Genomic DNA, 24,863 nt, shown 5'->3' on the forward strand with positions numbered 1-24,863 from the left:
ATGCCAGTCAAAAAAAGAAAAAGATTTCCATGTGACTCTTGCGGCATTTGCTGCCAGAACGTCCACTTAAGTGAAGAAACAAGCCATTTAGACAGAGGAGATGGAACATGTGTGAACTTTAGTGATTCAACTCGGCTGTGTAGTATCTATGAATCAAGACCACTTATTTGTCGCATTGAAGATTATTATAATGAACATTTATCACATTCCTATGAATGGGATGCGTTCATTGAAATTAACATTTCTATTTGTGAAAAATTTAAAAATGAAAATTATTAATACACAAGGTAATCAACTCTAGCCACCTTAGTCTTGAGAAAAATGAGATATAGCATAAATCACTAGTTTCTCGTTCAGCATAAGCTGCTCAATATCAAATACTGCAGAGAAAAAGGCGACCATCCGGTCGCCTTTTTTATTTAAATCGCTTTCCAGTCAGGAAAACTTACCGAGCCGGTCGCTTGGCACCATTGCCTTTAGCCGCAGGCTTGCCGCCTTGAGCGGCGGGTTTGGCAGAGCCGGCGCGGGTCGGCGCCTTGCCCTTATGGGCGGGTTTGCCCGTCGGTTTGCTCTTATCAGCGCTCTTACCTGCGCCTTGTCCGGCGGGCTTGCCGTTCCCCAGCTTGAGCTCGGAGCCCAGCGGCTTGCCATTGCCCTTGCCACTCTTGTTGGCGCTGCTGCTGGCGTGCTGGCCGTTGCTCTGGCCCGCCCCCTTGTTACCTGCGCCGTTGCCGCGCTGATGGGCAATGTTACTGTGGCGAGTCAGGGCCGGTTTCATGCCCTTGCCGCTGGCGGCGCGCTCGTTGCGACCTTCTGCTGGCACCAGACAGCCGGGGCCGTTGCCAATCAGGTGGCCCTTGCCCATGGCGAGCAGGGCTTCGCGGATCATCGGCCAGCCAGCGGGGTCGTGGTAGCGCAGCAGCGCCTTGTGCAGGCGGCGACGGCGCTCGCCCTTGGCAACAAACACATCGCCACCGGTGCGGCTCACCTTGTTTAACGGGTTTTTCTCCGTGTAATACATGGTGGTGGCGTTGGCGAGCGGCGACGGGTAGAAGTTCTGCACCTGATCGAGCTTGAAGCGGTTCTCTTTGACCCAGAGCGCCAGATTGATCATGTCTTCATCCGTGGTACCCGGGTGGGCAGAGATAAAGTAGGGGATCAGGTACTGCTGCTTGCACGCCTCTTTGGAGTATTTGTCGAACAGCTCCTTGAACTGGTAGTAGCTGCCCATGCCCGGCTTCATCATCTTGGAGAGCGGCCCCTCCTCGGTGTGCTCCGGCGCGATCTTGAGGTAGCCGCCGACGTGGTACTTGGCCAGCTCCTTGATATAGCGGGGATCTTCCACCGCGATGTCGTAACGCACGCCGGAGGCGATGAGGATCTTCTTGATCCCCTTGAGGTCGCGCGCCTTGCGATAGAGGTTGATGGTCGGGCTGTGGTCTGTGTCCATGTGCGGGCAGATGGTGGGCCAGACACAGGAGGCGCGACGGCAGGTCTGCTCGGCCTTGGGGCTCTTGCAACGCAGCTTGTACATGTTGGCGGTGGGGCCGCCGAGATCCGAGATGACGCCGGTAAAGCCCGGTACCTTGTCGCGGATATCTTCGATTTCTTTGAGGATCGACTCTTCCGAGCGGCTCTGGATGATGCGCCCTTCGTGCTCGGTGATGGAGCAGAAGGAGCAGCCGCCAAAGCAGCCGCGCATGATATTGACCGAGGTCTTGATCATCTCGAAGGCGGGGATCTTCTCGTTGCCATAGGCAGGATGCGGCACCCGCTGATAGGGCAGGCCGAATACGCCGTCCATCTCCTCGGTTTCCAGCGGGAAGGCGGGCGGGTTGACCCAGACGATGCGATCGCCGTGAGCCTGTGAGAGCGCACGGGCGCAGCCGGGGTTGGTTTCGTGGTGCAGAATGCGCGAGGCGTGGGCGTAGAGCACCTTGTCCTCTTTCACCCGCTCGAACGCCGGCAGCTTCACATAGGTTTTTTCCCACGGCTTGGGCTTGGGCGGCTGCACCAGCACAGGCTGGGCTTCCTGCGCGGCAGGTGCCGCGTCGGTGGCGTCATCCGAGCATGGGGCCCCTTCCATATAGGGGTTCATGATGGGATCGATACGGCCAATCTGGTCGAGCTTGCTCGAATCCACCCCTTTCCAGCCCGGTAGCGGCTCCTTGCGGATAACGGCGGTGCCGCGAATATCCTGCATGGTGTCGATGGTCTCCCCCGCTGCGATGCGGTGAGCCACCTCCACCAGCGGCCGCTCGGCGTTGCCGTAGATCAGGATATCGGCCTTGGCATCAAGCAGGATAGAGCGGCGGATGGTCTCGGACCAGTAGTCGTAGTGGGCGATGCGGCGCAGGGAAGCCTCGATGCCGCCGATAACGACGGGGACCTCCTTGAAGGCCTCCTTGCAGCGCTGGGTATAGACCAGGGTGGCGCGATCCGGCCGCTTGCCGCCCACATCCCCCGGGGTGTAGGCGTCGTCGTGGCGCAGCTTTTTATCGGAGGTGTAGCGGTTGATCATGGAGTCCATGTTGCCCGCGGTCACTCCGAAGAAGAGGTTCGGTTTGCCCAGACGCATAAAGTCATCCTTCGATGACCAGTCCGGCTGGGCGATGATGCCGACCCGAAAGCCCTGCGCCTCCAGCATGCGGCCGATGACCGCCATGCCGAAGCTCGGGTGATCCACGTAGGCATCCCCCGTCACCAGAATGACGTCGCAGCTGTCCCAACCGAGCTTGTCCATCTCTTTGCGGGACATGGGCAGGAAGGGCGCCGTGCCGTAGCACTCGGCCCAATAGCGGGGATAGGAGAAAAGGTTGGGTACCGGCTGCATTTTGAACACCTGGAAAAATTCGGGTCGCGCATTATACCGGTTGCGGCCAAGGGGAGCGATGGCTTTTTGTCCCTATAGATCCCGCGGAATAGGCCGCCGCCCGCAATAGCAAGGGCGCCCGCAGGCGCCCTTGTGATGATGGAGGCTGATAACCGGCCCCGCTTGAGCGCGCAGGTCAGGGTTCAGGTCAGAATTGAGGCCAAGGCGCTGATCAGGGCGCCGGAGGCTGCGACTCCCCTGCCCCCCTGGCGGCCAGCGCTTCGTCTACCTGCTGATCCCGCTGCCCGGTCATACCGGCGTGACGGGCGATCAGATGGTAGATAGCGGGCACCACCAGCAGGGTGACCAGGGTTGCCAGCGACAGTCCGAAGAAGACCACGGTTCCCACCGCCATCCGGCTCTCGTAACCCGCCCCCATGGAGAGCATCAGCGGCACAGCGCCGATAATGGCGGTGAGCGAAGTCATCAGGATAGGGCGCAAGCGGCGCACCGAGCCTTTGATTATCGCCTCCTCGAACCCTTCGCCGCGCTGGCGCAGCTGGTTAATGAACTCGACGATCAGGATGCCGTTCTTGGTCACCATGCCGATCAGCATGATCATGCCGATCTGGCTGTAGATGCTCATCTCCTGCCCCGTCAGCCAGAGGCCGAGCAGGCCGCCGAAGATGCCGAGCGGCACCGTCACCATCACCACCGCCGGGGTCAGGGTGCTCTCGAACTGGGCCACCAGCACCAGATAGACCACTAACAGGGCGAGGCCAAAGACCAGCACCATCTCCCCCTGATTGTCGCGATAATCCTTGGAGTCACCGGCGTAATCCACCGTCATGCCGGTGGGCAGGTTGGCGTTGGCCCAGCCATCGAGGAAATCGAGGGCCTCACCCAGGGTGTGGTCGGGGTGCACGTCGGCAGTCAGGGTTATCGCCTTTTGCCGCTGGTAGTGGTTGAGGCGGTTGGCGGTCGCTACCTGCTTGACGGTCGCCAGGGTCGAGAGACTGACCATCTCGCCGTTGGCCGCCTTCAGGTAGATGCGACCGAGATCCGAGATGCCGTTGAACTCGGTCTGATTACCGCGCAGGTAGACGTCATACTCCTCGCCCCTGTCCACATAGGTGGTCTTGCTCGCCCCGCCCAGCAAGGTCTGCAAGCTGTTGGCCACGGTGGAGACCGGAATGCCAAGCTGGCTGGCGCTGTCGCGATTGATGGTCACCTGCAGCTCCGGGGTCTTCTCGGCGTAGTCGAGATCCGGGCTCAGCATCAGGCCGCTGCCCTGCGCCGCCTGTTGCAGCGCCAACCCTTGCTGGTAGAGCTCGGCATAGTCGTTACCCTGCAGCACGAACTGCACCGGTGCGGTGGAGCCGCCTCGGAAACCGGGCTGGAAGGTGCGGATCATCACATCGGGAATGCCGGAGAGCTTGGCACCCAGCGAGCGGGAGAACTCGGTGGCAGTGATGTCTCGCTCGGCCCAGTCGGTGAGCTGGATGATCACCATACCGGTCTGATCGCCGCCACGGCCAAAGGCGGGGGTACTGAAGCTGAGCGCCTGCACCACCCCTTTGCCCAGCATCGGCATGATGGCGGACTCCACCTGCTGCATGTTGCGCTTCATCCGCTCGATGCTGGTCCCCTCTGCCCCCTTGACGAAGACATAGATGACGCCGCGATCCTCGGTCGGGGTAAGGCTGGTCGGCAGCTGGGTAAAGAGGGCGCCGATACCGCCCAGACAGAGCAGCAGCACCAGCGGCGTCCAGCGGGAGCGACGCAGCACCCACGCCAGCAGGTGGCGATAGTGCCCCTCCAGCCAGCCGAGCCCGCGATCGAGCCCGGCGGTGAGCCGGTTCGGTTTATCCAGCGGGCGCATCAGCCAGGAGCCCATGGCCGGGGTGAGGGTCAGCGCCACCAGCGAGGAGCAGAGCACCGCAAGCGAGAGCAGGATGGCAAACTCGGTAAAGAGCCGCCCCACCATGCCATCCATAAAGGCGATGGGGACAAACACCATCACCAGCACGGCGGTGGTGGCGATGACCGCGAAGCCCACCTCGCGAGTGCCGTGCCAGGCGGCCAGCAGCGGCGGTTCCCCCCGCTGCAGATGGTGGTGGATGTTCTCCACCACCACGATGGCGTCATCCACCACCAAGCCGATGGCGAGAATAAGGGCAAGCAGGGTGATGAGGTTGATGGAAAAGCCGAAATACCAGGCGCCGATAAAGGCGGAGATGAGTGACACCGGCACCGTAATGGCCGGGATCAGGGTGGTGCGCCCCTGCCCGAGGAACAGATAGAGCACCGCCACCACCAGCACGGCGCAGATGGCCAGGGTCTCGTACACCTCGTCGATGGCCTGCTTGATAAAGATGGTGGAGTCGTAATCCACCTCGAGCTTGGCCCCCTCCGGCAGGAAGCGCTGCATCTCGCCGAGTTTCTTCTCGATCCCCTGCGCCACTGCCAGCGGGTTGGCGGTGGACTGGGCGACGATGCCGATACCCAGGCTCTCTTTGCCATTGCGCTGATAGGCGCTGTCTTCGTTCTTGGCTCCCACCTCCACGTCGGCGATATCGGCCAGATAGACGCTCTGGCCGTTGGCGGCTGTGGTGACTTGCAGCTGCTGGAAATCTTCTGCTGTGTGGTAGAGACGGGCGATCTGCACCGCCATGGTCATGGAGTTGTTGCGGATCTCGCCCCCCGGCAGCTCGATGTTCTCCCGCTTGAGAGCCTCTTCCACATCGCTCACCGTGATGCCACGGGCCGCCATGTCGGCCGGGCGCAGCCGCACATACATCACCTGGGTGAGATCGCCGGAGAGCGCCACTTCGCTCACCCCGTCCACCAGACTCAGGGGGTCGACCAGCACCCGGTTGGCGTAGTCGGTCATGGCGGTGCGATCCATCTGGCTGCTGCTGAAGTTGAGCCAGATCGCCACATCGCCGTTGCCGCTGTCCTTGGTCACCAGTGGCTCGTCCACATCATCGGGCAGCCGAGGCCGCGCGCGAGAAAGGGCATCGCGCACATCGGAGATCCCCTCCACCATGTTCCAGCCGAGCTTGAACTCGACGGTGATCATCGAGCGTCCCTTGCGGGTCATGGAGTTGATGTTCTTGATGCCGCTGATGCCGGAGAGCTGATCCTCGATGGGCTTGGTGACCTGACTCTCCATCACCGAGGGGGCCGCCCCCTCATAGGTGGTGGTAATGGAGACCGAGGGGATCTGCACATCGGGCATCTCCCGCACCGTCAATTTGCTGAAGGCGACCAGACCAAACACGGTGAGCAGGGCGCTGAGCACCACCGCCACCAGCGGGCGGCGAACTGAGATATCGGAGAGCCACATCAGCCGTTCACCTCGGCCAGATCACGCACCTGCACCCCATCACGCAGATTGACCAGCCCCTCGACCACGATGCGATCGCCGACCTTGAGCCCCTCGGTGACCCAGACGGTCTCCCCTTCGGTCTCGCCGAGCACCACAGGCACCCGCTTGACCCGGCCATCGGCCTCAAGACGGTAAACAAAGCGCTGCTCACCGGCGTACTCCACCGACTGGGCGGGGATCAGGGTGAGCTGCTGGGCGGGCAGCGCCAGCTCCACATTGAGCAGCATGCCCGGACGCAACTGGCCGTTGCCATTGGGGATCATCACCCGCGCCTTGATGTTCTGGGTATCGTTGGAAATGCGGCTATCGAGAGTGGTCAGGGTGCCGTTGAATTGCTGATCCGGCCAGGCAGTACTGGTGGCGGTAACCGCCATGCCCGGGCGCAGCAGGGAGAGGTAACGCTCCGGCACCGCCAGATCGAGGCGCAGTTTGTCCAGTTCATCCAGATGCAGCAGGGTATCGCCGCTGTTGACCAGCGCCCCTTCGCTGAGATCAATCAGGCTCACGGTACCGGCAAAAGGCGCCTGTAAGGTGCGCAGGGAGAGCTCGTAGCGGGCGGCATCGAGGCGTGCCTGCACCTGGGCCACGGTGGCCTCCTGCCCCTCCAGCTCGGATTGGGTCACGGCGCCACGGGCCACCAGCTTGCGCATATCCCCCAGCTTGCGGTTCTCGTCGCGCAGGCTGGCCCTCTGCTCGGCCAGCTCCGCCTGCTGCTTGCCCGCATCCAGCGCGATCAGGGTCTCCCCCTTCGCCACGCTCTGACCCGACTGCACCGCAATCTTGACGATGCGACCGGTCACTTCGGGGCTGATGATGACAGAACGATTGGCCGCCAGCTTGCCCACCAGCTTGAGGGTCGGCTCGGCCAGACTCTGTTTGACGGTTTGAGTGCGGATATTGACCTGTCTGGTCGGTGCTTTGGCGGCGGGTTCGCTGTGACGCAGCGCCCAGACGCCGGCAACCACGATTAGAAGAAGGCCCAAGCCGAGCCAGATACGCATTTTCATCGAACAGTCCATGAAGAGTAAGAGGGTAAATCCAGATTGGGGCCATTTTAGCCCCAGACTATGCCGTGACTATGTATAAATGTGACAAAACGTAACAAGCGCGGGATAAGCTCACTCTGTTTCAGGTCGCGCCGTTTGTTTTCACGCCACATCGCATACACTAACGACAATTTCCTTCGCAACCCGACTGACTGCCTATGCCCAAAATGTCTGACCACCGCTTTCTCACACGCCTGACCTGGCTCCTGTTCGCCGTGGTCATCCTGCTGATTGGTCTGACCTTGCGGCAAAGCCTGAAACAGATAGAACGCCTCTACCAGAGTGATACCCTCAACAGCGCCATCTACCTGCGGGATCGTTTCAAACAGACCGAAGTATTTCTGGAGGCAATGCGCGGGCAGGCCGAAGAGCGACTGCGCAGCGACCCCCAGTCGGTGCTCACCCGCCAGCTCTATCGCCATATCGAGGCGCTGCCAGAGGGGCTGGCCCTCGACAAGCTCCCCGGTGATTTACCGGCCGGACTGGCGGGCAACCTCACCGGTGACGGCCCCCTGCCGCCCCCCGGCAGTGCGCGGGAGGCGCAACTTCATTTGGCCCTGAGCCTCTCTCCCTTGCTGTCCACCGCAAGCCAGCGCCTGGGCAGCGAGATCGCCTGGGCCTACTTCACCGGGGTGGACAACTTTATCTACCTCTATCCCTGGATCCCCTCCAGCCAGTTTCGCTTTGCCCGCAGCATCTATGACAAGCACTACTGGCAGGATGCGCTGATGTCCCCCAACACCAGCCGGGACACCATTCTCTCCCGCCCTTACGAAGATTTTGCCGGACTGGGCACCATGGTCACCATGTCCCAGCCTCTCTACAAGGACGGCTCGCTGGTAGGGATGATCAGCATGGACATCCTGCTCTCACGCTTGCAATCGCAGCTCAATCAACTGGCGCCGGCGCTAGGTGAGTATCTGCTGCTCAATCAGTACCATCAGGTGCTGGCCAGCAGCGCACACCAGCCCGTGGTGCCGCAAGACCCCGAGCCGACCGACGAATACCAGTGGCAACAAGGGGCATTGCAGCTGACCATGGCAATTCCCGATACCCCGCTGCGGCTGGTGCACAACGTCACCCTGATGCCGCTGGTGTGGGCCATGCTCTGCCAGTCCACGCCGACCCTGCTCGCCATCCTCTTTATGCTGCTGGCCGCCCTCTCCAACCTGAGATCCCACCGCCTCAACCAGCGGCTCAATTACCTCTCCTGCCACGATGCCCTCACCGGCGCCTTCAACCGCCACTATCTGGTGCTGCTGGAACAGGCGGGAGAGCTGTCCCGGTTGCAAGCGGGGATCCTGATGTTCGATGCGGATCACTTCAAACGGGTCAATGACAACTTCGGCCATGCCGTCGGCGATATCGTGCTGATCCGGCTGGTGCAGATCTGCCAGCAGCAGATTAGGCCCACTGATCGCCTGATCCGCTGGGGGGGCGAAGAGTTTCTGCTGCTGATTGGCCGCGCTGATGCAACTCAGCTCGGCGAGCTGGCGGAGCGGCTGAGAAAGGCGGTGGCGGATCACGACTGGGCCGCCATCGAACCCGGGCTGGAGGTCACCATCAGTCTCGGCTATCTACCCCACCAGGAGAACCTTCCCCTGCACGAAGCGGTGCGCCGCGCCGATGTGGCGCTCTATCAGGCCAAGGCCAACGGTCGCAACCGCAGCGAAAGATGGCAGGGTGACGCCTCCTGACTCTCGGAGTAAGCTGACCCCTCAACCCCTTTTTTGGAGGACTGTCGTGCCACGTAAACCCCGCGTAGGGCTCGCTCTCGGGAGCGGCGCCGCCAGAGGATGGGCCCATATCGGCGTCATCCGCGCCCTTGAACGTCTCGGCATCAAACCGGATTTGATCGCAGGCTGCTCCATCGGCAGCTTTGTCGGTGCCGCCTATGCCGCCGGTGAACTGGATCGGCTGGAAACCTGGGTGCGCGGCTTTACCCGCCTGCAGGTGGTCAGCCTGCTCGACCCGGCCCTCTCCGGTGGGCTGTTTCGCGGCGAAAAGGTATTTGGCCTTGCCGCCAGCCATCTGGGGGACCCCGATCTCGAGAATCTGCCCATCCCCTTCGCCTGCATCGCCACCGAACTCGATACCGGCCGCGAGATCTGGCTGCAACAGGGCCCGCTGCGCCAGTCGGTGCGCGCCTCCTGCGGCATGCCGGGGATCCTCACCCCGACCCGGATCAACGACCGCTGGCTGGTCGATGGCGCCGTGGTCAATCCGGTGCCCATCTCGCTGGCCCGCGCCATGGGGGCCGAGGTGGTGATTGCAGTCAACCTCAACACCGATATGCACCAACCCTGGACCGACGAGCCGGATCAACCCGGCAGCGGCGGCCTGCTCAGCCAGTGGCTCAATCGCGGTGAAACCGCGCCAGCCACTCCGGGTCTGTGGAGCGTGATGAGTGGCTCCATCAACATCATGCAGGAACGCATCACCCGCGCCCGGATGGCCGGTGATCCGCCGGAGATCCAGCTCTGCCCGCGCCTTGGCAGCTTCTCCATCATGGATTTTCATCGCGCCAGCGATGCCATCAACGAGGGGGAAGCCTGTGTCGAGCGCAATCTCGATCAGCTCAAGGATGAACTGGGCCGCCTCGGGTTGCTGGGCAGTTAGTTGTCGACATGCTGTGGTTTACACATGAAAAAAGCGCCATTCGGCGCTTTTTTTTTCAACTTACTTACCCGGTCACTCCTTACGGTAGAAGAGCAACCCGAGCAGAATCACCCCCACAGAGACCAGCAGATAGAGCCCCAGACTGGGATTGGTGATACCGCCATACAGAATGATGAGCGCGCCCAGGGTGGCACAGGTCGGGATCACAAACCGCTTTATCCAGCCCAACTCGGTAAAGGTGCGCATGTACCAGACATAGAGGAACAGATAGAGGCCATAAATCAGCACGATCGGCATCTCGTCCAGGGCGATGTAACGACCGAATGTCTCGTTGATGCTGCAGTACCACAGCACTGAGTAGATCACCGACAACAGCGCTGCTGCGAGGGCCGAGTTGATTGGCATGTGGTGATGCGGTTCGATACGGCTCATCCACTTGGGGGCAGGCCCCTGATTGCGGATCGCCAGCGAGTAGGGAATACGCATGGTCGCCAATACCAGACCATTGAGGGTGCCGAGGCAGGAGATAATCACGAATACGGTCAAAATGGTCGAGGCAGTCCCGCCAAACAGGCTGGTTGTCGCGAGATTTACCGCGTTATCCCCTTGCGCCACTATCTCGTCCGTCGGCAAGACACTGGCGATCCCCAGAAAATAGGTGACATAGACCACAAAGACTATCAGGGTGCCAATCACCAGCGCTCTGGGCAGATTCTTCTTGGAATCGCGAATTTCGCTGTTGATGGTCACGGCGGCAATCCACCCCTCATAAGCGAAGGCGGTGGCAACCACGGCCGTGGCCAGAGTGCCTCCGGTGCTTCCTATCCCATCCATTGCCTGTACAAAGTTGGTCACGGTGACACCATTGAGCAAGCCTGAAATGGTGCCCACAATGGCAACCAGGATCAGCGGGATCAACTTGATCAGGGTAGAACCCACTTGCAGCTTGCCCGCCAGAACCGGGGTATAGAAGTTGATCAGATAGGTGACCGTCATATAGACAGCCGCCAGTATCCAGGTCGTACCAGAGTTGGTCGGATTATCACTGCCGAGCAAGATCATGGTGTACAGAGCGGCGACCCAGGCAAGGATGGCGGAAAGAGGAGCGTAATAGAGTACGCCTTTGAACCACCCCACCAGATAACCAAACATTTTGCCGTATGCCGCTTCGGCATAATCGACGATACCGTTGGACTTTTCGATCCGCTGGGCAAACTCGGCAAACACCAGCGCGCCGAAGATCATCGAAAATGCCCCCAGCGCCCATGCCAGCAGCGCAATGGCCAGATTACCGCCAGTCAGACGCAGTACATCATCGGCCTTGAAGAAGACACCGGAGCCGATCACCACGCCGACCACCATCGCAATGGCAGTCATCAGGCCATAACGTTTATCCAACTCATTACTGCTCATACCCATACTCCATACGATTGCTCATATCATCCTGAATGTAATAATGTTCAGGTGGCCAGATACCACCAGGGCCCACTTTTCGGGGCCGCTTATTCTCGTTGGCCTGCATGGATAATTCAAAGCGTGTTAGATCAAAATATCGATCGGCAACCCAAAAAAAATACCGCCCGAAGGCGGCATTTCTATTCACATCGATGATCACGCCTTGGCGAGGTCATCCGGGCCAATCTGGCCGATTTCGGCGACTTTCTTGTCTGCCAGCAGCCAGAGGGTGAACTTGTGCAGATCCGGGTGGTGCGCCAGGGCAACCAGGAAGGCGCCCCCAACTTCACGGTAACCCAGCTCGTAGTTTTTCAGCGTGGTGGGAGGAACACCCAGCAAATCTGCAAACTTCGGACGGCTCAAACCGACCGCTTCACGGATCTGACGGATCTTCTTGCCAACAGTGACGATATTTGAATTCATAATGTTCCATACTCCGTTTGGCGGATTTACTCCGCCTTTTATTTTTCGCGACGACTCGTAGTCAAGTGTATCAGTTTTGTTCGGACTCGTTATGGTCGAGCCTCTATCTTATGAGCGCCTTTCGGCGACAACCCTTGCCTTCAAGGGGGGATGGTAATCGCTCAGCCGCCTCAGGTAAACAGTCTCGAAAAGAAACCTTTATTGTGGCCCCCCCAATAACTCGTATAATCCGCCGGATACCCATTAAGAGGAATAAGTATGGCGTTTCCCGGCATTATCTCTCGCCTGCACACCGTATCCAGCACAGAAGAACTGGCACAACAGCGCCTGCAAGGTGAACAATATCGCGCCGAAGCATTCTGGCTTCCGGCCTTGATGTCCAGCCACGCCAGCGAGCTGCTGGCCGCCCTGCCGGAGAGCTGCAGCCTGTTTCTTGAACAGGCATGCCCGGATCTGGCCTTGCGCAGCCACGACGGCACCCTGCATAACAATGAGCAGCTCGTCACGGTAAACGGTCAGGCAATTGCTCTGGCAACCACCCCGGGTGATGGTGGTCTGGTGCCCGAATCGGGCATGTGCGAGATGGCCGACTGGCTGGAGGCGGGACATCGCCACTTCATCAGTTCAGCTGCGGTTCAGCCTGTGGCTCGCGCCATCCTCAACATCTGGCCCCTTGACCCCTATCTGGCCCGACATTTCTTGATGACATTTACCCCCCTGCTGCAGAGCGCAACCCAGGCTGATTACCTCTCGGTCTTTGCCGCCAGAGCGAATCCTGCCAGCCCGCATAGCGACTGGGTTCAGGCTTATATGAAGCTGGAGAAGAAACTGCACAGGGCCTATCTGGATCACTAATTAATCAAAATAAACAGCCAGTTAAGGGCACGACACAATTTGCCACAAGGCTCATTTGTGAGCTTGATCATGTTTTAAAATCGGCATAGAGTGCGCCTCGTCATCGGAATGACATCAGTTGCCTGGCAGTGGTTTCTCACGCATTGCGTGCCATGCCAGCGCACTCGACACACCAGGAGAGTGTGCAACCCGGTTATACCGGGTCATCTGCCAGACTCGACGCCAGCCGTACGGCGGAGCCTGCAGCTTACATAAATTACAAAGTGTGAAGCACGTGAATAACGTGCGATCTCAACGAGGATTTTTTTATGATGAAAATGGCTCCTTCCATGATCGCCATCGCCATGGCTGCTCTGGGTGCTACCGCTGCTCACGCCGCTGACGACATCTACTTCGGTGCCGGTGTCGGTGCTGCTCACTTCAACGGTCTGAACAAGATCGATGGCGGCGGTTACGAAGGTACTGAAGATGCTGCTGCAGCCAACGCCTTCGTTGGTTACAACTTCACCGAGAACTTCGGTACCGAGTTCGGTTACCAGTACGCCGGTCGTGGCAACATTGAAGGTGAGCGTTACGAGAACCAGGGTGCCACCCTGTCCGGAATCGCTCGTCTGCCAGTTGGCAACAACTTCTCCCTGTTCGCTGAAGGCGGCGCCTACTGGGCTCACACCGATGGTCTGGGCATCAGCGACACTAAAGTTTCCCCGCTGGCCGGTGCCGGTGTGACTTACAAGGTAAGTGACGCGCTGGATCTGCAAGCTCGCTACCGCTACATGTGGGACGTGGCTGACCTGAATGACGATGGTTTCCACTACAAGTCCAACCAGAGCGTTGCAACTCTGGAAGCAGTATACCACCCGTTCCGTACTTCCTACGTAGCGCCGGTAGCAGCTCCGGCACCGGTTGTTGAAGAGGCGCCGGCTCCTGCTCCGCAAGTGGTAGAGAAGAACTTCGCCCTGAACTCAGACGTGCTGTTTGCCTTCGGCAAAGACACCCTGAAGCCGGAAGGCGTTGCAGCCCTGAACGGTCTGTATCAGCAAATCGTTGAGTTCCAGCCGAAAGATGGCAACGCTGTTGTTGTTGGTTACACCGACCGTATCGGTTCCGACGCTTACAACCAGAAGCTGTCTGAAGCCCGTGCCCGTACCGTTGCCAACTTCCTGGTGAGCAAAGGTATGGCTGCCAGCAAAGTTGCCATCGAAGGTCGTGGCGAAGCTAACCCGGTTACCGGCACCAAGTGCAACGGCGTAACCGCTAAAGCTCAACTGATCTCCTGCCTGGCTCCGGATCGTCGCGTAGAAGTTCGCGTATCTGGCGTACAAGAAGTTCAGCAATAATCTGACCTCGTTCAGATAGTGCGAAAAAAAGGGATGCTGCGGCATCCCTTTTTGTTTGTACCGTTCTCGCTTGCATCCCTCACTCCCGCCTCCCTGCCCTTGCCTGCACCACCACCAAAGCATAAAGTAGTTGCGCCTGTAAGGTATTGGATAAGCACTAAAAAAACCGCTTCTTGTCCGGTCTGTTGTCCATGACGCCAATGCATCATGAGAGTCCAAAGCCTTCGCTATCCACTTTGCTGGCGATTTTTCGCAGCAATAAAAACAAGTGCATTGCCCGACATGGGCTAACACAACGAGGATAAACCGATGAAACTCAAAATGGCTCCTACCCTGATTGCACTGGCGCTCGCCGCCGCAGGCACCACAGCTCAGGCTGCCGATGACTGGTACACCGGTGTTGGTGCAGGTTGGGCTTATGCCCACGGTCTGGATGATTTTGGCAAAGACACTGACAAAGATGCCACTGCGCTGAGCCTGTTCGGCGGTTACAACTTCAACGACTACTACGCAGCGGAACTGGGGTACCTCTACGCCGGTAAAGCGGGCGTGGACGGTGCCGATTTCAAAACCCAGGGCGCCACCCTCTCCGGTATCGCCCGCCTGCCGCTGGGCGACATCTTCTCGGTGTTTGCTGAAGGTGGTGCCTACTTCAATCACGTCAACGGCAATGGCAACAGCGACAACGGCACTGCGCCGCTGGCGGGTCTGGGTCTGACTGCCAAGCTCTCCGACCTTATCGATGTACAAGCACGCTACCGCTATCTGTGGAATCTGGGTGAAGAGCAGAAAACCTGGGAGAGCGACATGAGCGTCGCGACCCTGGAGCTGGTGATGCACCCGAACCGTACCTCTTATGTTGCCCCGGTTGCCGCCCCTGCGCCTGAGCCGGTTCCCGAGCCGGTACTGGTCGACAAGAACTTCGCCCTGAGCTCTGACGTGCTGTTTGCCTTTGGCAAATCCACCCTCAAGCCAGAAGGTGTCGCAGCGCTGAACACCCTGTATCAGCAGATCGTTGATGTTCAGCCGAAAGATGGCAGCGCCGTGGTCGTCGGTTACACCGACCGTATCGGCTCTGACGCCTACAACCTGAAACTCTCCGAAGCGCGTGCCCGTACCGTAGCCGACTTCCTGGTTGGCAAAGGTCTGCCGGCTGGCAAAGTTGCCATCGAAGGTCGCGGTGAAGCCAATCCGGTCACCGGCACCCAGTGCAACAGCATCAAGGGCAAGGCTCAGCTGATCTCCTGCCTGGCGCCGGATCGCCGCGTAGAAGTACGCGTCACCGGCGTGCAGCAAGTGCAACAGTAACCCTGCAGTCTGACATAACAAGGAGGCCACCTGGCCTCCTTTTTCTTGCCGCTTATTTCACCCACCTTGTAACCCTCTTTTGCCCCCTTCCTCTTCCCGTGTCGCGCCATGGTTCACGGCGTGTCGCCCCCATACCTCTTTGGTGGTTAAAAACAGCCCGTCACCTATACATAAGTGTGGGGTTTGACCAGCAGGCAACCCTACTACACCAAACATCGACGAGGATACGCGATGAACATAAGAGTAAAACCTGTGTGGATTGCACTGGCATTGGCGAGCACAGGCGCACAAGCGGAACCGGTTCACGACTGGTATGCCGGGGTTGGCGGTGGCTGGGCCATTGCCCACAATTTGAATGATTTCAGTCAGGATGTCGGCAAGGATGCGACTGCGCTTTCCCTGTTTGGCGGCTACAACTTCACGGAAAACCTGGGGGCCGAGATTGGCTATCTCTCCACCGGTGACTGGGATATCAGCGGCCATGACTTCAACAGCAAGGGAGCCACGCTGTCAGTCATTGGCCGCCTGCCGCTCAGCGAGATGTTCTCGCTCTTTGCCGAGGGCGGTGGCTATATCTATCACGTCGAGTCGGTCAATGGCGGGGACGACAACCTGGCGCCGCTGGCCGGTCTGGGAGTGACAGCCCGGCTCCATGACTGGGTCGATCTGCAAGCACGCTACCGCTACATAGTGCGCGTTGGCGATGATCCGGATAACGGCAAAGCCAACAGCGGCACCCAGCGCTGGGTCAGCGACATCAGCACCACCACGCTGGAACTGGTGATCCACCCGAACCGCAGCCAACCCAAAGAAGCAGCCCCCACGCCCGCCCCGGTCGTGGTTCCCCCGCCACCGGCCGAACCGGAGGTGGTGGATCAGACCTTCAACCTCAGTTCCGATGTGTTGTTCGCCTTTGGCAAAGCGGACCTCAAACAGGAGGGGATGAGTGCGCTGGACGATCTCTACCAGCAGATCGTCGACGTGCAGCCCAAGGATGGCAGTGCGGTCGTGATGGGGTATACCGACCGCATCGGCTCGGATGCCAACAATCAGAGGTTGTCAGAAGCTCGGGCCCAAACCGTTGCCGACTTTCTGATCAGCAAGGGATTGCCTGCCGACAAGGTGAGCATCCAGGGCAATGGCGCGAGTAATCCGGTCACCGGCAACCAGTGTGATGCCATCAAGGCGAAGGCGGCGCTCATCGACTGCCTTGGGCCGGATCGCCGGGTCGAGGTGCGCGTCACCGGCGTACAGGGCGGCAGCGAGTAGTTGATCTTGAGGCGATAACCATGTCAGACGTGCAGTAAAAAGGGATGCCGAGGCATCCCTTTTGCTTTGCATCTTCTCGCAGAAATCAGAATGAGGTGCGGCGGTAGCGGCGATATTCCGGATGCCAGAAGTTGGCGTCGATGGCCTGATCGATCACCTCGTCCGGGGTCTGCACCGCCTTGCCCTGCAGCATGGCGGTCTTGGCCACCATCTTGGCGATGTAGCGGGAGACCTGATGGATATCCGCCAGATCCGGCAGCAGGGAGCCCTCCTCCCCTTTCACCAGCGGCGAGCACTCCGCCAGCGCGCGACTGGCCGACATCAACATGGCGTCAGTCACCCGGGTGGCACCGGAGGCGATAACACCCAAACCGATCCCCGGGAAGATGAAGGAGTTGTTGCACTGGGCGATGACGTAGCGCTTGCCCTTGTGCTCCACCGGTGCAAACGGACTGCCGGTGGCCACCAGCGCCTGACCGTCGGTCCAGCGGATAAGGTCTGCCGGCGTCGCCTCGACCCGGGAGGTAGGATTGGAGAGCGGGAAGATGATGGGACGGGCACAGTGCTTGTGCATGGTCTTGACCACCTCTTCGGTGAACAGCCCCGGCTGACCGGAGACCCCGATCAGGATATCCGGGCGACCGTGCTCCATCACCTCCAGCAGGGAGATGTTGTCACCCACCGGCCAGTCGGCGATGCGCTCCACCGGTTGGGAGAGACGGCGCTGGAAGTCGAGCTGATTGGGGATCTTGTCGGTGATAAGACCGAAGCGGTCCACCATAAATACCCGGCTGCGCGCCTGGGCATCGGTCAGCCCTTCGGCCTTCATCTGCGCCACGATCTGCTCGGCGATACCGCAACCGGCGCTGCCCGCCCCGAGGAAGGCGACCCGCTTCTCGGAGAGCTTGGCACCGGAGGCCTTGCAGGCGGCGATGAGACTGCCCAGGGTCACGGCAGCAGTACCCTGAATGTCGTCGTTGAAGCAGCAGAGCTCGTTCTTGTAGCGGTTGAGCAGTGGCATGGCGTTGTTCTGGGCGAAATCCTCAAACTGCAGCAGGATATCGGGCCAGCGGCGCTTGACCGCCTGAATGAAGGCATCGACAAACTCGGCGTACTCATCCCCCGAGATACGCGGATTGCGCCACCCCATATAGAAGGGGTCATTCAGCAGTTGCTGGTTGTTGGTGCCCACATCCAGCACCACCGGCAGGCAGTAGGCGGGCGAAATGCCGCCACAGGCGGTGTAAAGCGACAGCTTGCCGATGGGAATGCCCATGCCACCGATACCCTGGTCACCCAGACCCAGGATCCGCTCACCATCGGTCACCACGATCACCTTGACGTTCTGCTTGGTGGCGTTTTGCAGCATGTCATCGATCCTGTCCTTGTCCGGATAGGAGATAAACAGGCCACGGGCGCGGCGATAGATGTTGGAGAACTCCTCGCACGCCTTGCCCACCGTCGGGGTGTAGATGATGGGCAGCATCTCGGTCAGGTGGTTGTGCAGCAGACGGTAGAAGAGCGTCTCGTTGGTATCCTGGATGTTGCGCAGATAGATGTGCTTGTCCATGTCGTTGCCAAACGCCATGAACTGACGATAGGCGCGCTCGGCCTGCTCTTCGATGGTCTCGATATTCTGGGGCAACAGACCTTCGAGGTTGAAGTTGCTGCGCTCTTCGCTGGTGAAGGCGCTGCCCTTGTTGAGCAAAGGGGTCTCCAGCAGGGCGGGACCGGCGTAGGGAATGTAGAGAGGACGTTTCTGGTTATTATCTTCAAACATGGATCTTGGTACCTAAACGGTTAGCTAGACGCAGGGACCCGCCGATCCTAGGGGCTTGTCTCATTAATTTCAAAGAGTTTGCACATCCGTTGCAAAAGGTTTGCGACCCAGTCGACGAAAGGCGCCGGGGGTCTGACCAGTCAGACGACGAAAGCGGTTGGCAAAGTTGGCTCCATCGCTGTAACCGACCCGGGCCGCCAGCTCGCCAAGTGGCCAGTTGGTATAGAGCAGCAGCTGGCGCGCCTTGTTCATTCTGAGCTCGGTCACCCTCGCCATCGGCCCCATACCGAACGCTTGCTGACAGAGACGATGCAGATGGGGAACCGAGCAGGCCATCTGTCGGGCCAGCAGGGCGACACTCCAGGGTTCGTCCAGGCGCGCCTCCACCCGGCGAAACAGTGCCTGCAATCTGAGTTCAGGGGTGCCGCGTACCTCCCCTTGCAGGGTGCGCTCCAGCAGCGCCAGCAACAGACTGAGCAGTTGGGGTTGCAGCGGGGAGCGAACCCCTTCCCCCTGCATCAGGCTGAGCAGATGGTAGAGCTGATCGCCGCCATCCCCTTGCCAGATACGGTGACCAAGGCGATGCAGGTGCTGCCAGCGCGGCACGTCATCGAGCAAAATCCAGCTGATCTGCCAGCTTTCGCCAATCAGCTTGAGACCGCCAGGCACGGCGGCGGGCAGGAAAATCAGCGACCCGGCAGGAATGGCTTGCTCCCCCTCGTCGGTGAGCAGCGCCCCCCCCTCATCGTGACTCACCATCAGGATGTGAAACTCGGGGCGATTGCGGCGGATGAGGTAGTGATCCCGCACCCGGGAGAGGCCGGTCAGGAAGATCCCCGCCTCGCCGAGCAGGGGCAGCCCTTCACGTCCCAGCATCTGCTCTTCACAGGCTGGCGCTATCTCCAGACACTCGCTGGCAAATGGCATAACACCTCAACAGGATAGTTTTACACAAGAAAATCGAGAGCTACTCACAGTGAGAAGAGCCTCGCCAGCCCCTATCATACCCCTGACAAACCTTGCTTTTCTCATACCCGGTTAACAACTATGAATTATTGGCAAGCGATTTTAAAACAAACCACCGATCGCGAGTTCATGACCCGATTGTGGCGGCTGGCTCTGCCTGTCTCGCTGCAATCCATGATGTTCTCCCTGCTCGGCCTCATCGATATCATGATGGTGAGCCAGCTTGGCACCACGGCAGTGGCGGCGGTCGGCTTGGGTAACCGGGTCTTCTTTTTCAATCTGCTGGTGATAGCGGGCCTCGCGGGCGGGGTCTCGGTATTGGCAGCACAATACTTCGGGCGCGGGGAGATGGCCGGGGTGCGCCGCTCCCTGGCGCTGGCCATAGTGGGCGCCTTGCTGGTCACCCTGCCCTTTGCCTTCATCTATGTGTTATCACCGGGCAGCGTACTGGGTTTTGCCAGTCAGGATCCGGCACTGCGGGCACTGGCGGATCAATTCCTGATGATCACCGGCGCCACCATCCTCTGTACCGCCATCGTGGTGCCGCTGGAGTCAGCCCTGCGCTCGGTCGGCAATGCCGCCGCGCCGACCCGCATCGGCATTATCGCCATCATCGCCAACGTCATCCTCAACTACGCCCTCATCTTCGGTCACTTCAGCTTCGAGGCGATGGGGGTCGCCGGTTCGGCCTGGGGCACCACCATTTCCCGGCTGCTGCAGACAGCCCTGCTACTGCTCTACGTAAAGCGTTATGAAGCGCGCCTGATCCCGCGCGCACCAGACTGGCTGGCCGCCTTCAAGCGCAAGGAGGTGGTGCGCTTTACCCTGATCGCCCTGCCGCTGCTGTTCCATGACGGCCTCTGGGCCTTCGGCATGCTGATTTACGGCTTTCTATATGCCCATCTTGGCACCGATTCGCTGGCCATCATGACCACACTCGGCACCCTGGAGAGCATCCTGATCTCCCTCTTCTTCGGACTGGCGGTGGCCTGCTCCACCCTGCTCGGCCACCGGCTCGGAGCCGAGGAGTACGAGATTGCCTGGCAGCACTCCCAGCTGTTCCTGCTGCTGGCACCGATTGGCGCGCTACTGGTGGGGATCATCGTCTGGCTGCTGCAAGCCAACCTGCTGCAGTGGGTCGGCAACCTGCCCCCCGAGCTGATGACGGAAGCGGGTCAGGTGCTCGGCATCATGTGCCTCGGGATGCTGCTCAAGGTGTTCAACATGGTGGGGATCATCGGGGTGCTGCGCTCTGGCGGCGATGTGAACTACAGCATCTTTATCGACATCGTCGGCATGTGGTGCATCGGCATCCCGCTCGCCTGGGTGGCTGTCACGCTGCTCGGCTGGCCCCTCTCCTGGGTGGTGGCGGTGGTCTTGCTGGAGGAGCTCAGCAAGGTGCTGCTGGTGCAGCGCCGTATTCGCCAACGCTGCTGGCTGAAGAATCTGGTGATCGGATAAACAGCCACAAATCGGGGTCATATCAATGACAGAAAAACCCTGTTTGCAGTATGCTGGGCGTCTCTTCAATCAGAGACAGGGATCCACGGTTTCCCTGTCCAGTAGTCGTTTAAGGAGACGAGCATGCAACCACAGAAAGAGCTGATCACCGAGACGGCCCTGCTTGAGATGGCCAACAAGATCATCAAAGAGCATGAAGACTTCATCCACGGTATGCGCGCCGATTCGGTGGAGCAGAAGGGGGATATTCTGGTGTTCAAGGGGGAGTATTTCCTGGCCGAAGATGGTACCCCGACCGGCAAGACCATGGCGGTCTTCAACATGTTCAAGCTGCTGGCCCAGCAGCTCTCCGGCAAGTACAAGCTGGCCTGATCTCGCCAGCTCATTGCCAACAGGATGCCGCCCTCAGGCGGCATCTGTTTTTGCGCGGTTCTGCCCCTCGACCACCACGCAGTTGCGTCCCGCCATCTTGGCCTGATAGAGGCACTCGTCGGCACGGTTGATCAGAATATCGATGGTGTCATCGGCACGAGCCATGGCAATCCCGATACTCACCGTCACCTCCAGCAATTCGTCCGAGGTGGGGCTCTTCACCAGCCGCGCCTCGACGGCAATGCGCAGCCGCTCGGCCATTTTGCTCGCCAGCGCCGGATCTGCGCAGTTGTGCATCAGGATGGCAAACTCTTCGCCGCCATAACGCCCCAGCACCATGTCAGGCTCCAGCTGCTCCCCCAGGGTGGTAGCCACCTCCTTGAGCACCGCATCCCCCGCCAGATGGCCGTAGATATCGTTGATCCGCTTGAAGCGATCGAGATCCAGCAGCATCACCGCAAAGGGCTTCTTCTTGAGTTGCAGCCGGATTCGGGCCTGCTCCAGCTGCTTCATCAGCAGGCGGCGGTTCATCATGCCGGTCAGCTCATCGGTGGTTGATTCCCGATATAGCCGCAGCAGCATGTTGAGTTGGCCGCACTGCACCCAGCAACTGGCCATGGTAAACATGCCGAGCACCCACACCTGATTCAGAGTGGCCTGACTCCAGATGCTCTGTCCCACCAGCAGCCAGTGGCCCAGCAGCATGGTCACCAGTACCACGCCTGCCAGTTGCAAGCCGAGGGAGAGGGGGATGGGGAAGATGGCAAACAGGGTGATCAGCAGATAGGGAAAGGCAGCATAGCCCGCCTGCAACTCCTGTCCGGCGCCAAAGCTGTTCAGGCAAAAGAGGGAGAAGAGCATCATCACGGCCATCAGGTAGCCAAGGGCCAGCTTCATCCGCTCCCGCTTGAAGTGGATGAGATACGAGAGCGGAATAAGTGGCGAGAGCGCCAGAGTGCAGAAGATCCTGGCCTGGAACAGCTGCTCGAAATGAACGGCGGGCAAGGTCAGCCAATCCACCACGGCCCAGGCGGGCAATCCGAGCATCAGCAAGCAGGTCAGCAGGCGCAAACGCACCGTCATAAAGCCCATGCGAGTACGAGTAAAGTCTTCGGAGTGAACCCTCGCACTCCAGAACTCTGACAACTTGAGCATCCAGAGTCTCCACGATGAATACTGAGGGCTCATTCTACACCTACAAAGTGGTAAAAATGTCATTAGCGGGGAGAATAAAAAGGAGAGGTCGGTCACACAAACCGACAGATGATAATCGCAGCGCGCAAACGTTTCAACCCATCAAAAAATAAACCTTTTTTTGCATAATTAGCGCTGGTCAGCCTCATTTCAATCACTACAATAGCGCCCAATTTTCTCCCCCTCCCCACACAATTCGAGGTACTTATGGAACAGGCTGCTGTCACACGCGCCAATCGAGAGGCACATCCACCCAGGCGAGCCCATAGCGAACTGGTCTATGGCATAGAGGATGTCCCGCCTCTGCCCCAGACGCTGTTCGCCGCCCTGCAGCATATGCTCGCCATGTTTGTCGCCATCATTACCCCACCCCTGATTATCGCCAATGCCCTCGGCCTCCCTGCCGCCGACACCCGTTATATCGTCTCCATGTCGCTGGTCATGTCCGGCATCGCCTCCTTCATTCAAACCCGCCGCTTCGGCCCCATCGGTTCCGGCCTGCTCTCGGTGCAAGGTACCAGCTTCAACTTCCTCGGCCCCATCATCGCCTCCGGTCTCGCTCTCAAACAGGCGGCCATGCCCACCGAGGATCTGTTGGGCACATTGTTTGGCACCATGATGGTTGCCGCACTCACTATCGTGGTGATGAGCCGCTTCCTCCATCTGGTGAAACGGATCATCACCCCGCTGGTCACCGGCATAGTGGTGCTGCTGATCGGCCTGACCCTGATCAAAGTGGGCCTGATCAGCATGGGCGGCGGCTATGCAGCCCTCTCTGATGGCAGCTTCGCCAGTCACACCAACCTCTTCCTCTCCCTGCTGGTGCTCGGCCTGATCGTGTTGCTGCAACGCAGTCGCAACCCCTGGTTGCGCCTCTCCGCCATCATGATCGCCATGCTGGCGGGCTATGCCGTGGCACTGCTGTTGGGCAAAGTGAGCGCCCCCACCTTCGACGGCCCACTGGTGATGGTGCCCATTCCGCTCCACTACGGTCTCGGCTTTGACTGGCAGCTGTTCGTGCCGCTCGCCATCATCTTCGTGGTGACGGCGCTCGAAGCGATCGGCGACATGACCGCCACCTCGGATATCTCCGGCGAGCCACTGGAAGGGCCTGTCTATATGGAGCGGATCAAAGGCGGCGTGCTGGCCGATGGCGCCAACTCCATGCTGGCAGCGGTTTTCTCCACCTTCCCCATGTCCACCTTCGCCCAGAATAACGGCGTTATTCAGCTGACCGGCGTCGCCAGCCGCCACGTCGGGCTCTTTATCGCCGCCATGCTGGCGCTGCTCGGCCTGTTCCCGGCGGTCGCCAGCCTGGTACAGCAGATCCCCGAGCCCGTGCTGGGGGGCGCCACTATAGTGATGTTCGGCACCATCGCCGCCGCAGGCGTGCGCATCATTGCCCGCGAGGAGCTGGATCGCCGCGCCCTGATGATCCTGGCAGTGTCGCTGGCCATGGGGCTGGGAGTCGCGCAGGTGCCGGAAGTGCTGCAACACCTGCCGGAGCTGGCCAAGAGCGTGCTCTCCTACGGCGTCGCCACCGGTGGCATTACCGCCATCGTGCTCAACCTGCTGCTGCCCAAGCGCGAAGCGCGTCACTCCTGAGACACCGCCTACCGATAGCAAACAGCCCCGCACTGCGGGGCTTTACCTTGCCAGTCGCCACGGGTAGTGTGCTGGGCAGCCTTTTTTGAGGATGCCGCCATGCCCTATCGCCTGCTCTCCCCCCTCCCCGATACCGCTTCACCCGCACAGATACTGGCGCAAGAGCAGTGCTGGTTGCGCGACTGTGCCCATGACGGCCAGCCCCGCGCTCACCTGTGGCAGGCGCCCCAATGTCTGATTGTCACTCGCAAAGATACCCGCCTCCCCCATTACGAAGCCGCCTGCCAGCAACTTGCAGCTGAAGGCTGGCCGGTACATGTGCGCGACAGCGGTGGCACCGCCGTGCCCCACGGGGCGGGCATTCTCAACCTATCCCTGCTGCTGCCTCGCACCACCACAGAGCTCGCCCACTACTACCGGCTGCTGGGGGCGCCGCTGCTGACCCTGTTGGCGGAGTACAGCCTTGAGGGAAGCTATGACTTCGTGCCCGGATCCTTTTGCGATGGTCAGTACAATCTGGTGATCGGGGGACGCAAGATCACCGGTACCGCCCAGCGCTGGCTGGCGCCAGGGCAGGATCACCAGGGCGCCGTGCTGGCGCAAGCCATGCTGCTGGTGGCGGGTGATGTGGATGAGGGAACCAGGATGGCGAGCCGCTTCTACGAATTGGCGGGCGGCGAGCTGCGTTTTATGGCGGGAACCTCCACCACGCTGGCAAGCTGCATCGATTGGCACGGTAGCGATCAGGCACTGGTAGAGAAAGTGCGAGCACGTCTGGATAGCCTGCTGAGCGAGGGGCTATCCCCCCCATCCTGACCTTATTCCGAAGGGAGAGGGAAAGTACCTATCCTTAGACACAGTGTCTAGTCCTGAAATAGGTTTACACATTTTCAACTAGCATTTCTCTACTCAGAACCCCCTATGTACCGCATCGGGGGTTCTGTATTTCAACGCATGATGCGGCCGCTCC

At 59.9% G+C, this 24,863-nt stretch carries 19 protein-coding genes; 11 read left to right on the forward strand and 8 right to left on the reverse strand.

Annotation, left to right across the window (positions count from 1 at the left end; genetic code table 11):
- On the forward strand, positions 1 to 279 hold the full coding sequence (locus ACB040_RS18845; protein ID WP_371156028.1) for a YkgJ family cysteine cluster protein: 279 nt from the start codon (positions 1 to 3) through the stop codon (positions 277 to 279).
- 166 nt (positions 280 to 445) lie between these two features.
- Here ACB040_RS18845 and ACB040_RS18850 read toward each other — a convergent pair whose 3' ends face one another.
- The 3 genes from ACB040_RS18850 to ACB040_RS18860 all read right to left on the reverse strand — a co-directional run bounded on the left by ACB040_RS18850 (position 446) and on the right by ACB040_RS18860 (position 7,210).
- A complete protein-coding gene (locus ACB040_RS18850; RefSeq protein WP_371156026.1) occupies positions 446 to 2,833 on the reverse strand; it encodes a YgiQ family radical SAM protein in 2,388 nt (795 codons plus the stop codon).
- Between the two features lie 211 nt (positions 2,834 to 3,044).
- Positions 3,045 to 6,161, reverse strand: a complete 3,117-nt coding sequence (locus tag ACB040_RS18855) for an efflux RND transporter permease subunit (RefSeq protein ID WP_371156024.1) — start codon at positions 6,159 to 6,161, stop codon at positions 3,045 to 3,047.
- A complete protein-coding gene (locus tag ACB040_RS18860; RefSeq protein WP_335837012.1) occupies positions 6,161 to 7,210 on the reverse strand; it encodes an efflux RND transporter periplasmic adaptor subunit in 1,050 nt (349 codons plus the stop codon). Before ACB040_RS18860 ends, ACB040_RS18855 begins: the two co-directional genes overlap by 1 nt.
- Before the next feature lie 197 nt (positions 7,211 to 7,407).
- Here ACB040_RS18860 and ACB040_RS18865 point away from each other — a divergent pair, with 197 nt between their 5' ends.
- A complete protein-coding gene (locus ACB040_RS18865) occupies positions 7,408 to 8,946 on the forward strand; it encodes a diguanylate cyclase (RefSeq protein ID WP_371156021.1) in 1,539 nt (512 codons plus the stop codon).
- A 46-nt stretch (positions 8,947 to 8,992) separates the two neighbouring features.
- Positions 8,993 to 9,868: a patatin-like phospholipase family protein gene (locus ACB040_RS18870; RefSeq protein WP_058057806.1), complete on the forward strand. Its 876-nt coding sequence runs from the start codon at positions 8,993 to 8,995 to the stop codon at positions 9,866 to 9,868.
- Positions 9,869 to 9,940: 72 nt separating this feature from the next.
- On the opposite strand, the gene ACB040_RS18875 is transcribed toward ACB040_RS18870, so the two are convergent.
- Both ACB040_RS18875 and ACB040_RS18880 read right to left on the reverse strand, forming a co-directional pair.
- Complete coding sequence (locus ACB040_RS18875) at positions 9,941 to 11,281, reverse strand: APC family permease (protein ID WP_157162172.1); 1,341 nt, start codon at positions 11,279 to 11,281, stop codon at positions 9,941 to 9,943.
- Between the two features lie 198 nt (positions 11,282 to 11,479).
- Positions 11,480 to 11,746, reverse strand: a complete 267-nt coding sequence (locus ACB040_RS18880; protein ID WP_005338367.1) for a DNA-binding transcriptional regulator — start codon at positions 11,744 to 11,746, stop codon at positions 11,480 to 11,482.
- Positions 11,747 to 12,004: 258 nt separating this feature from the next.
- On the opposite strand from ACB040_RS18880, the gene ACB040_RS18885 reads away from it, so the two are divergent.
- From ACB040_RS18885 to ACB040_RS18900, 4 genes are all read left to right on the forward strand, one after another.
- Positions 12,005 to 12,601 carry a hypothetical protein gene (locus ACB040_RS18885; protein ID WP_371156018.1) on the forward strand — a complete coding sequence of 199 codons (597 nt, stop codon included), beginning with the start codon at positions 12,005 to 12,007 and terminating at the stop codon, positions 12,599 to 12,601.
- Between the two features lie 308 nt (positions 12,602 to 12,909).
- A complete protein-coding gene (locus ACB040_RS18890) occupies positions 12,910 to 13,938 on the forward strand; it encodes an OmpA family protein (protein ID WP_167570338.1) in 1,029 nt (342 codons plus the stop codon).
- A gap of 309 nt (positions 13,939 to 14,247) precedes the next feature.
- A complete protein-coding gene (ompA, locus tag ACB040_RS18895; protein WP_338774181.1) occupies positions 14,248 to 15,246 on the forward strand; it encodes a porin OmpA in 999 nt (332 codons plus the stop codon).
- Positions 15,247 to 15,477: 231 nt separating this feature from the next.
- Positions 15,478 to 16,515 (forward strand): OmpA family protein, encoded by a 1,038-nt coding sequence (locus ACB040_RS18900; RefSeq protein WP_139741794.1) that lies wholly within the window; start codon positions 15,478 to 15,480, stop codon positions 16,513 to 16,515.
- An 85-nt stretch (positions 16,516 to 16,600) separates the two neighbouring features.
- Here the strand turns inward: ACB040_RS18900 and ACB040_RS18905 are convergent, their stop codons facing one another.
- Together ACB040_RS18905 and ACB040_RS18910 are read right to left on the reverse strand one after the other, a co-directional pair.
- Positions 16,601 to 18,295: an NAD-dependent malic enzyme gene (locus ACB040_RS18905; protein ID WP_005338379.1), complete on the reverse strand. Its 1,695-nt coding sequence runs from the start codon at positions 18,293 to 18,295 to the stop codon at positions 16,601 to 16,603.
- A gap of 69 nt (positions 18,296 to 18,364) precedes the next feature.
- The gene (locus ACB040_RS18910; protein ID WP_040066718.1) at positions 18,365 to 19,222 is read right to left on the reverse strand and encodes an AraC family transcriptional regulator; all 858 of its coding nucleotides are present in this window, start codon (positions 19,220 to 19,222) and stop codon (positions 18,365 to 18,367) included.
- A 120-nt stretch (positions 19,223 to 19,342) separates the two neighbouring features.
- Between ACB040_RS18910 and ACB040_RS18915 the strand changes: the two genes are divergently transcribed.
- Both ACB040_RS18915 and ACB040_RS18920 read left to right on the forward strand, forming a co-directional pair.
- The gene (locus ACB040_RS18915; RefSeq protein ID WP_371156014.1) at positions 19,343 to 20,722 is read left to right on the forward strand and encodes an MATE family efflux transporter; all 1,380 of its coding nucleotides are present in this window, start codon (positions 19,343 to 19,345) and stop codon (positions 20,720 to 20,722) included.
- 123 nt (positions 20,723 to 20,845) lie between these two features.
- The gene (locus tag ACB040_RS18920; RefSeq protein ID WP_005338382.1) at positions 20,846 to 21,094 is read left to right on the forward strand and encodes a YciN family protein; all 249 of its coding nucleotides are present in this window, start codon (positions 20,846 to 20,848) and stop codon (positions 21,092 to 21,094) included.
- A gap of 33 nt (positions 21,095 to 21,127) precedes the next feature.
- On the opposite strand, the gene ACB040_RS18925 is transcribed toward ACB040_RS18920, so the two are convergent.
- Positions 21,128 to 22,249 (reverse strand): GGDEF domain-containing protein, encoded by a 1,122-nt coding sequence (locus tag ACB040_RS18925; protein ID WP_005338383.1) that lies wholly within the window; start codon positions 22,247 to 22,249, stop codon positions 21,128 to 21,130.
- Between the two features lie 246 nt (positions 22,250 to 22,495).
- On the opposite strand from ACB040_RS18925, the gene ACB040_RS18930 reads away from it, so the two are divergent.
- Positions 22,496 to 23,893, forward strand: coding sequence for a nucleobase:cation symporter-2 family protein (locus ACB040_RS18930; RefSeq protein WP_040066712.1), 1,398 nt, complete (start codon positions 22,496 to 22,498; stop codon positions 23,891 to 23,893).
- 99 nt (positions 23,894 to 23,992) lie between these two features.
- Positions 23,993 to 24,709, forward strand: coding sequence for a protein ligase (locus ACB040_RS18935; RefSeq protein ID WP_371156011.1), 717 nt, complete (start codon positions 23,993 to 23,995; stop codon positions 24,707 to 24,709).
- Positions 24,710 to 24,863: the final 154 nt, after the last annotated feature.

The organism is Aeromonas sp. S11(2024) (assembly GCF_041402345.1).
Classification (GTDB): domain Bacteria; phylum Pseudomonadota; class Gammaproteobacteria; order Enterobacterales; family Aeromonadaceae; genus Aeromonas; species Aeromonas veronii.

Excerpts from the sequence above, each read along its gene's own strand:
- ACB040_RS18890 (WP_167570338.1), top strand. The coding sequence starts at position 12,910 with ATGATGAAAATGGCTCCTTCCATGATCGCCATCGCCATGGCTGCTCTG.
- ACB040_RS18925 (WP_005338383.1), bottom strand. The coding sequence starts at position 22,249 with ATGCTCAAGTTGTCAGAGTTCTGGAGTGCGAGGGTTCACTCCGAAGAC.
- ACB040_RS18915 (WP_371156014.1), top strand. The coding sequence starts at position 19,343 with ATGAATTATTGGCAAGCGATTTTAAAACAAACCACCGATCGCGAGTTC.
- ACB040_RS18930 (WP_040066712.1), top strand. The coding sequence starts at position 22,496 with ATGGAACAGGCTGCTGTCACACGCGCCAATCGAGAGGCACATCCACCC.
- ACB040_RS18900 (WP_139741794.1), top strand. The coding sequence starts at position 15,478 with ATGAACATAAGAGTAAAACCTGTGTGGATTGCACTGGCATTGGCGAGC.
- ACB040_RS18875 (WP_157162172.1), bottom strand. The coding sequence starts at position 11,281 with ATGAGCAGTAATGAGTTGGATAAACGTTATGGCCTGATGACTGCCATT.
- ACB040_RS18855 (WP_371156024.1), bottom strand. The coding sequence starts at position 6,161 with ATGTGGCTCTCCGATATCTCAGTTCGCCGCCCGCTGGTGGCGGTGGTG.
- ACB040_RS18935 (WP_371156011.1), top strand. The coding sequence starts at position 23,993 with ATGCCCTATCGCCTGCTCTCCCCCCTCCCCGATACCGCTTCACCCGCA.
- ompA (WP_338774181.1), top strand. The coding sequence starts at position 14,248 with ATGAAACTCAAAATGGCTCCTACCCTGATTGCACTGGCGCTCGCCGCC.
- ACB040_RS18850 (WP_371156026.1), bottom strand. The coding sequence starts at position 2,833 with ATGCAGCCGGTACCCAACCTTTTCTCCTATCCCCGCTATTGGGCCGAG.
- ACB040_RS18910 (WP_040066718.1), bottom strand. The coding sequence starts at position 19,222 with ATGCCATTTGCCAGCGAGTGTCTGGAGATAGCGCCAGCCTGTGAAGAG.
- ACB040_RS18905 (WP_005338379.1), bottom strand. The coding sequence starts at position 18,295 with ATGTTTGAAGATAATAACCAGAAACGTCCTCTCTACATTCCCTACGCC.
- ACB040_RS18920 (WP_005338382.1), top strand. The coding sequence starts at position 20,846 with ATGCAACCACAGAAAGAGCTGATCACCGAGACGGCCCTGCTTGAGATG.
- ACB040_RS18880 (WP_005338367.1), bottom strand. The coding sequence starts at position 11,746 with ATGAATTCAAATATCGTCACTGTTGGCAAGAAGATCCGTCAGATCCGT.
- ACB040_RS18845 (WP_371156028.1), top strand. The coding sequence starts at position 1 with ATGCCAGTCAAAAAAAGAAAAAGATTTCCATGTGACTCTTGCGGCATT.
- ACB040_RS18885 (WP_371156018.1), top strand. The coding sequence starts at position 12,005 with ATGGCGTTTCCCGGCATTATCTCTCGCCTGCACACCGTATCCAGCACA.
- ACB040_RS18865 (WP_371156021.1), top strand. The coding sequence starts at position 7,408 with ATGCCCAAAATGTCTGACCACCGCTTTCTCACACGCCTGACCTGGCTC.
- ACB040_RS18860 (WP_335837012.1), bottom strand. The coding sequence starts at position 7,210 with ATGAAAATGCGTATCTGGCTCGGCTTGGGCCTTCTTCTAATCGTGGTT.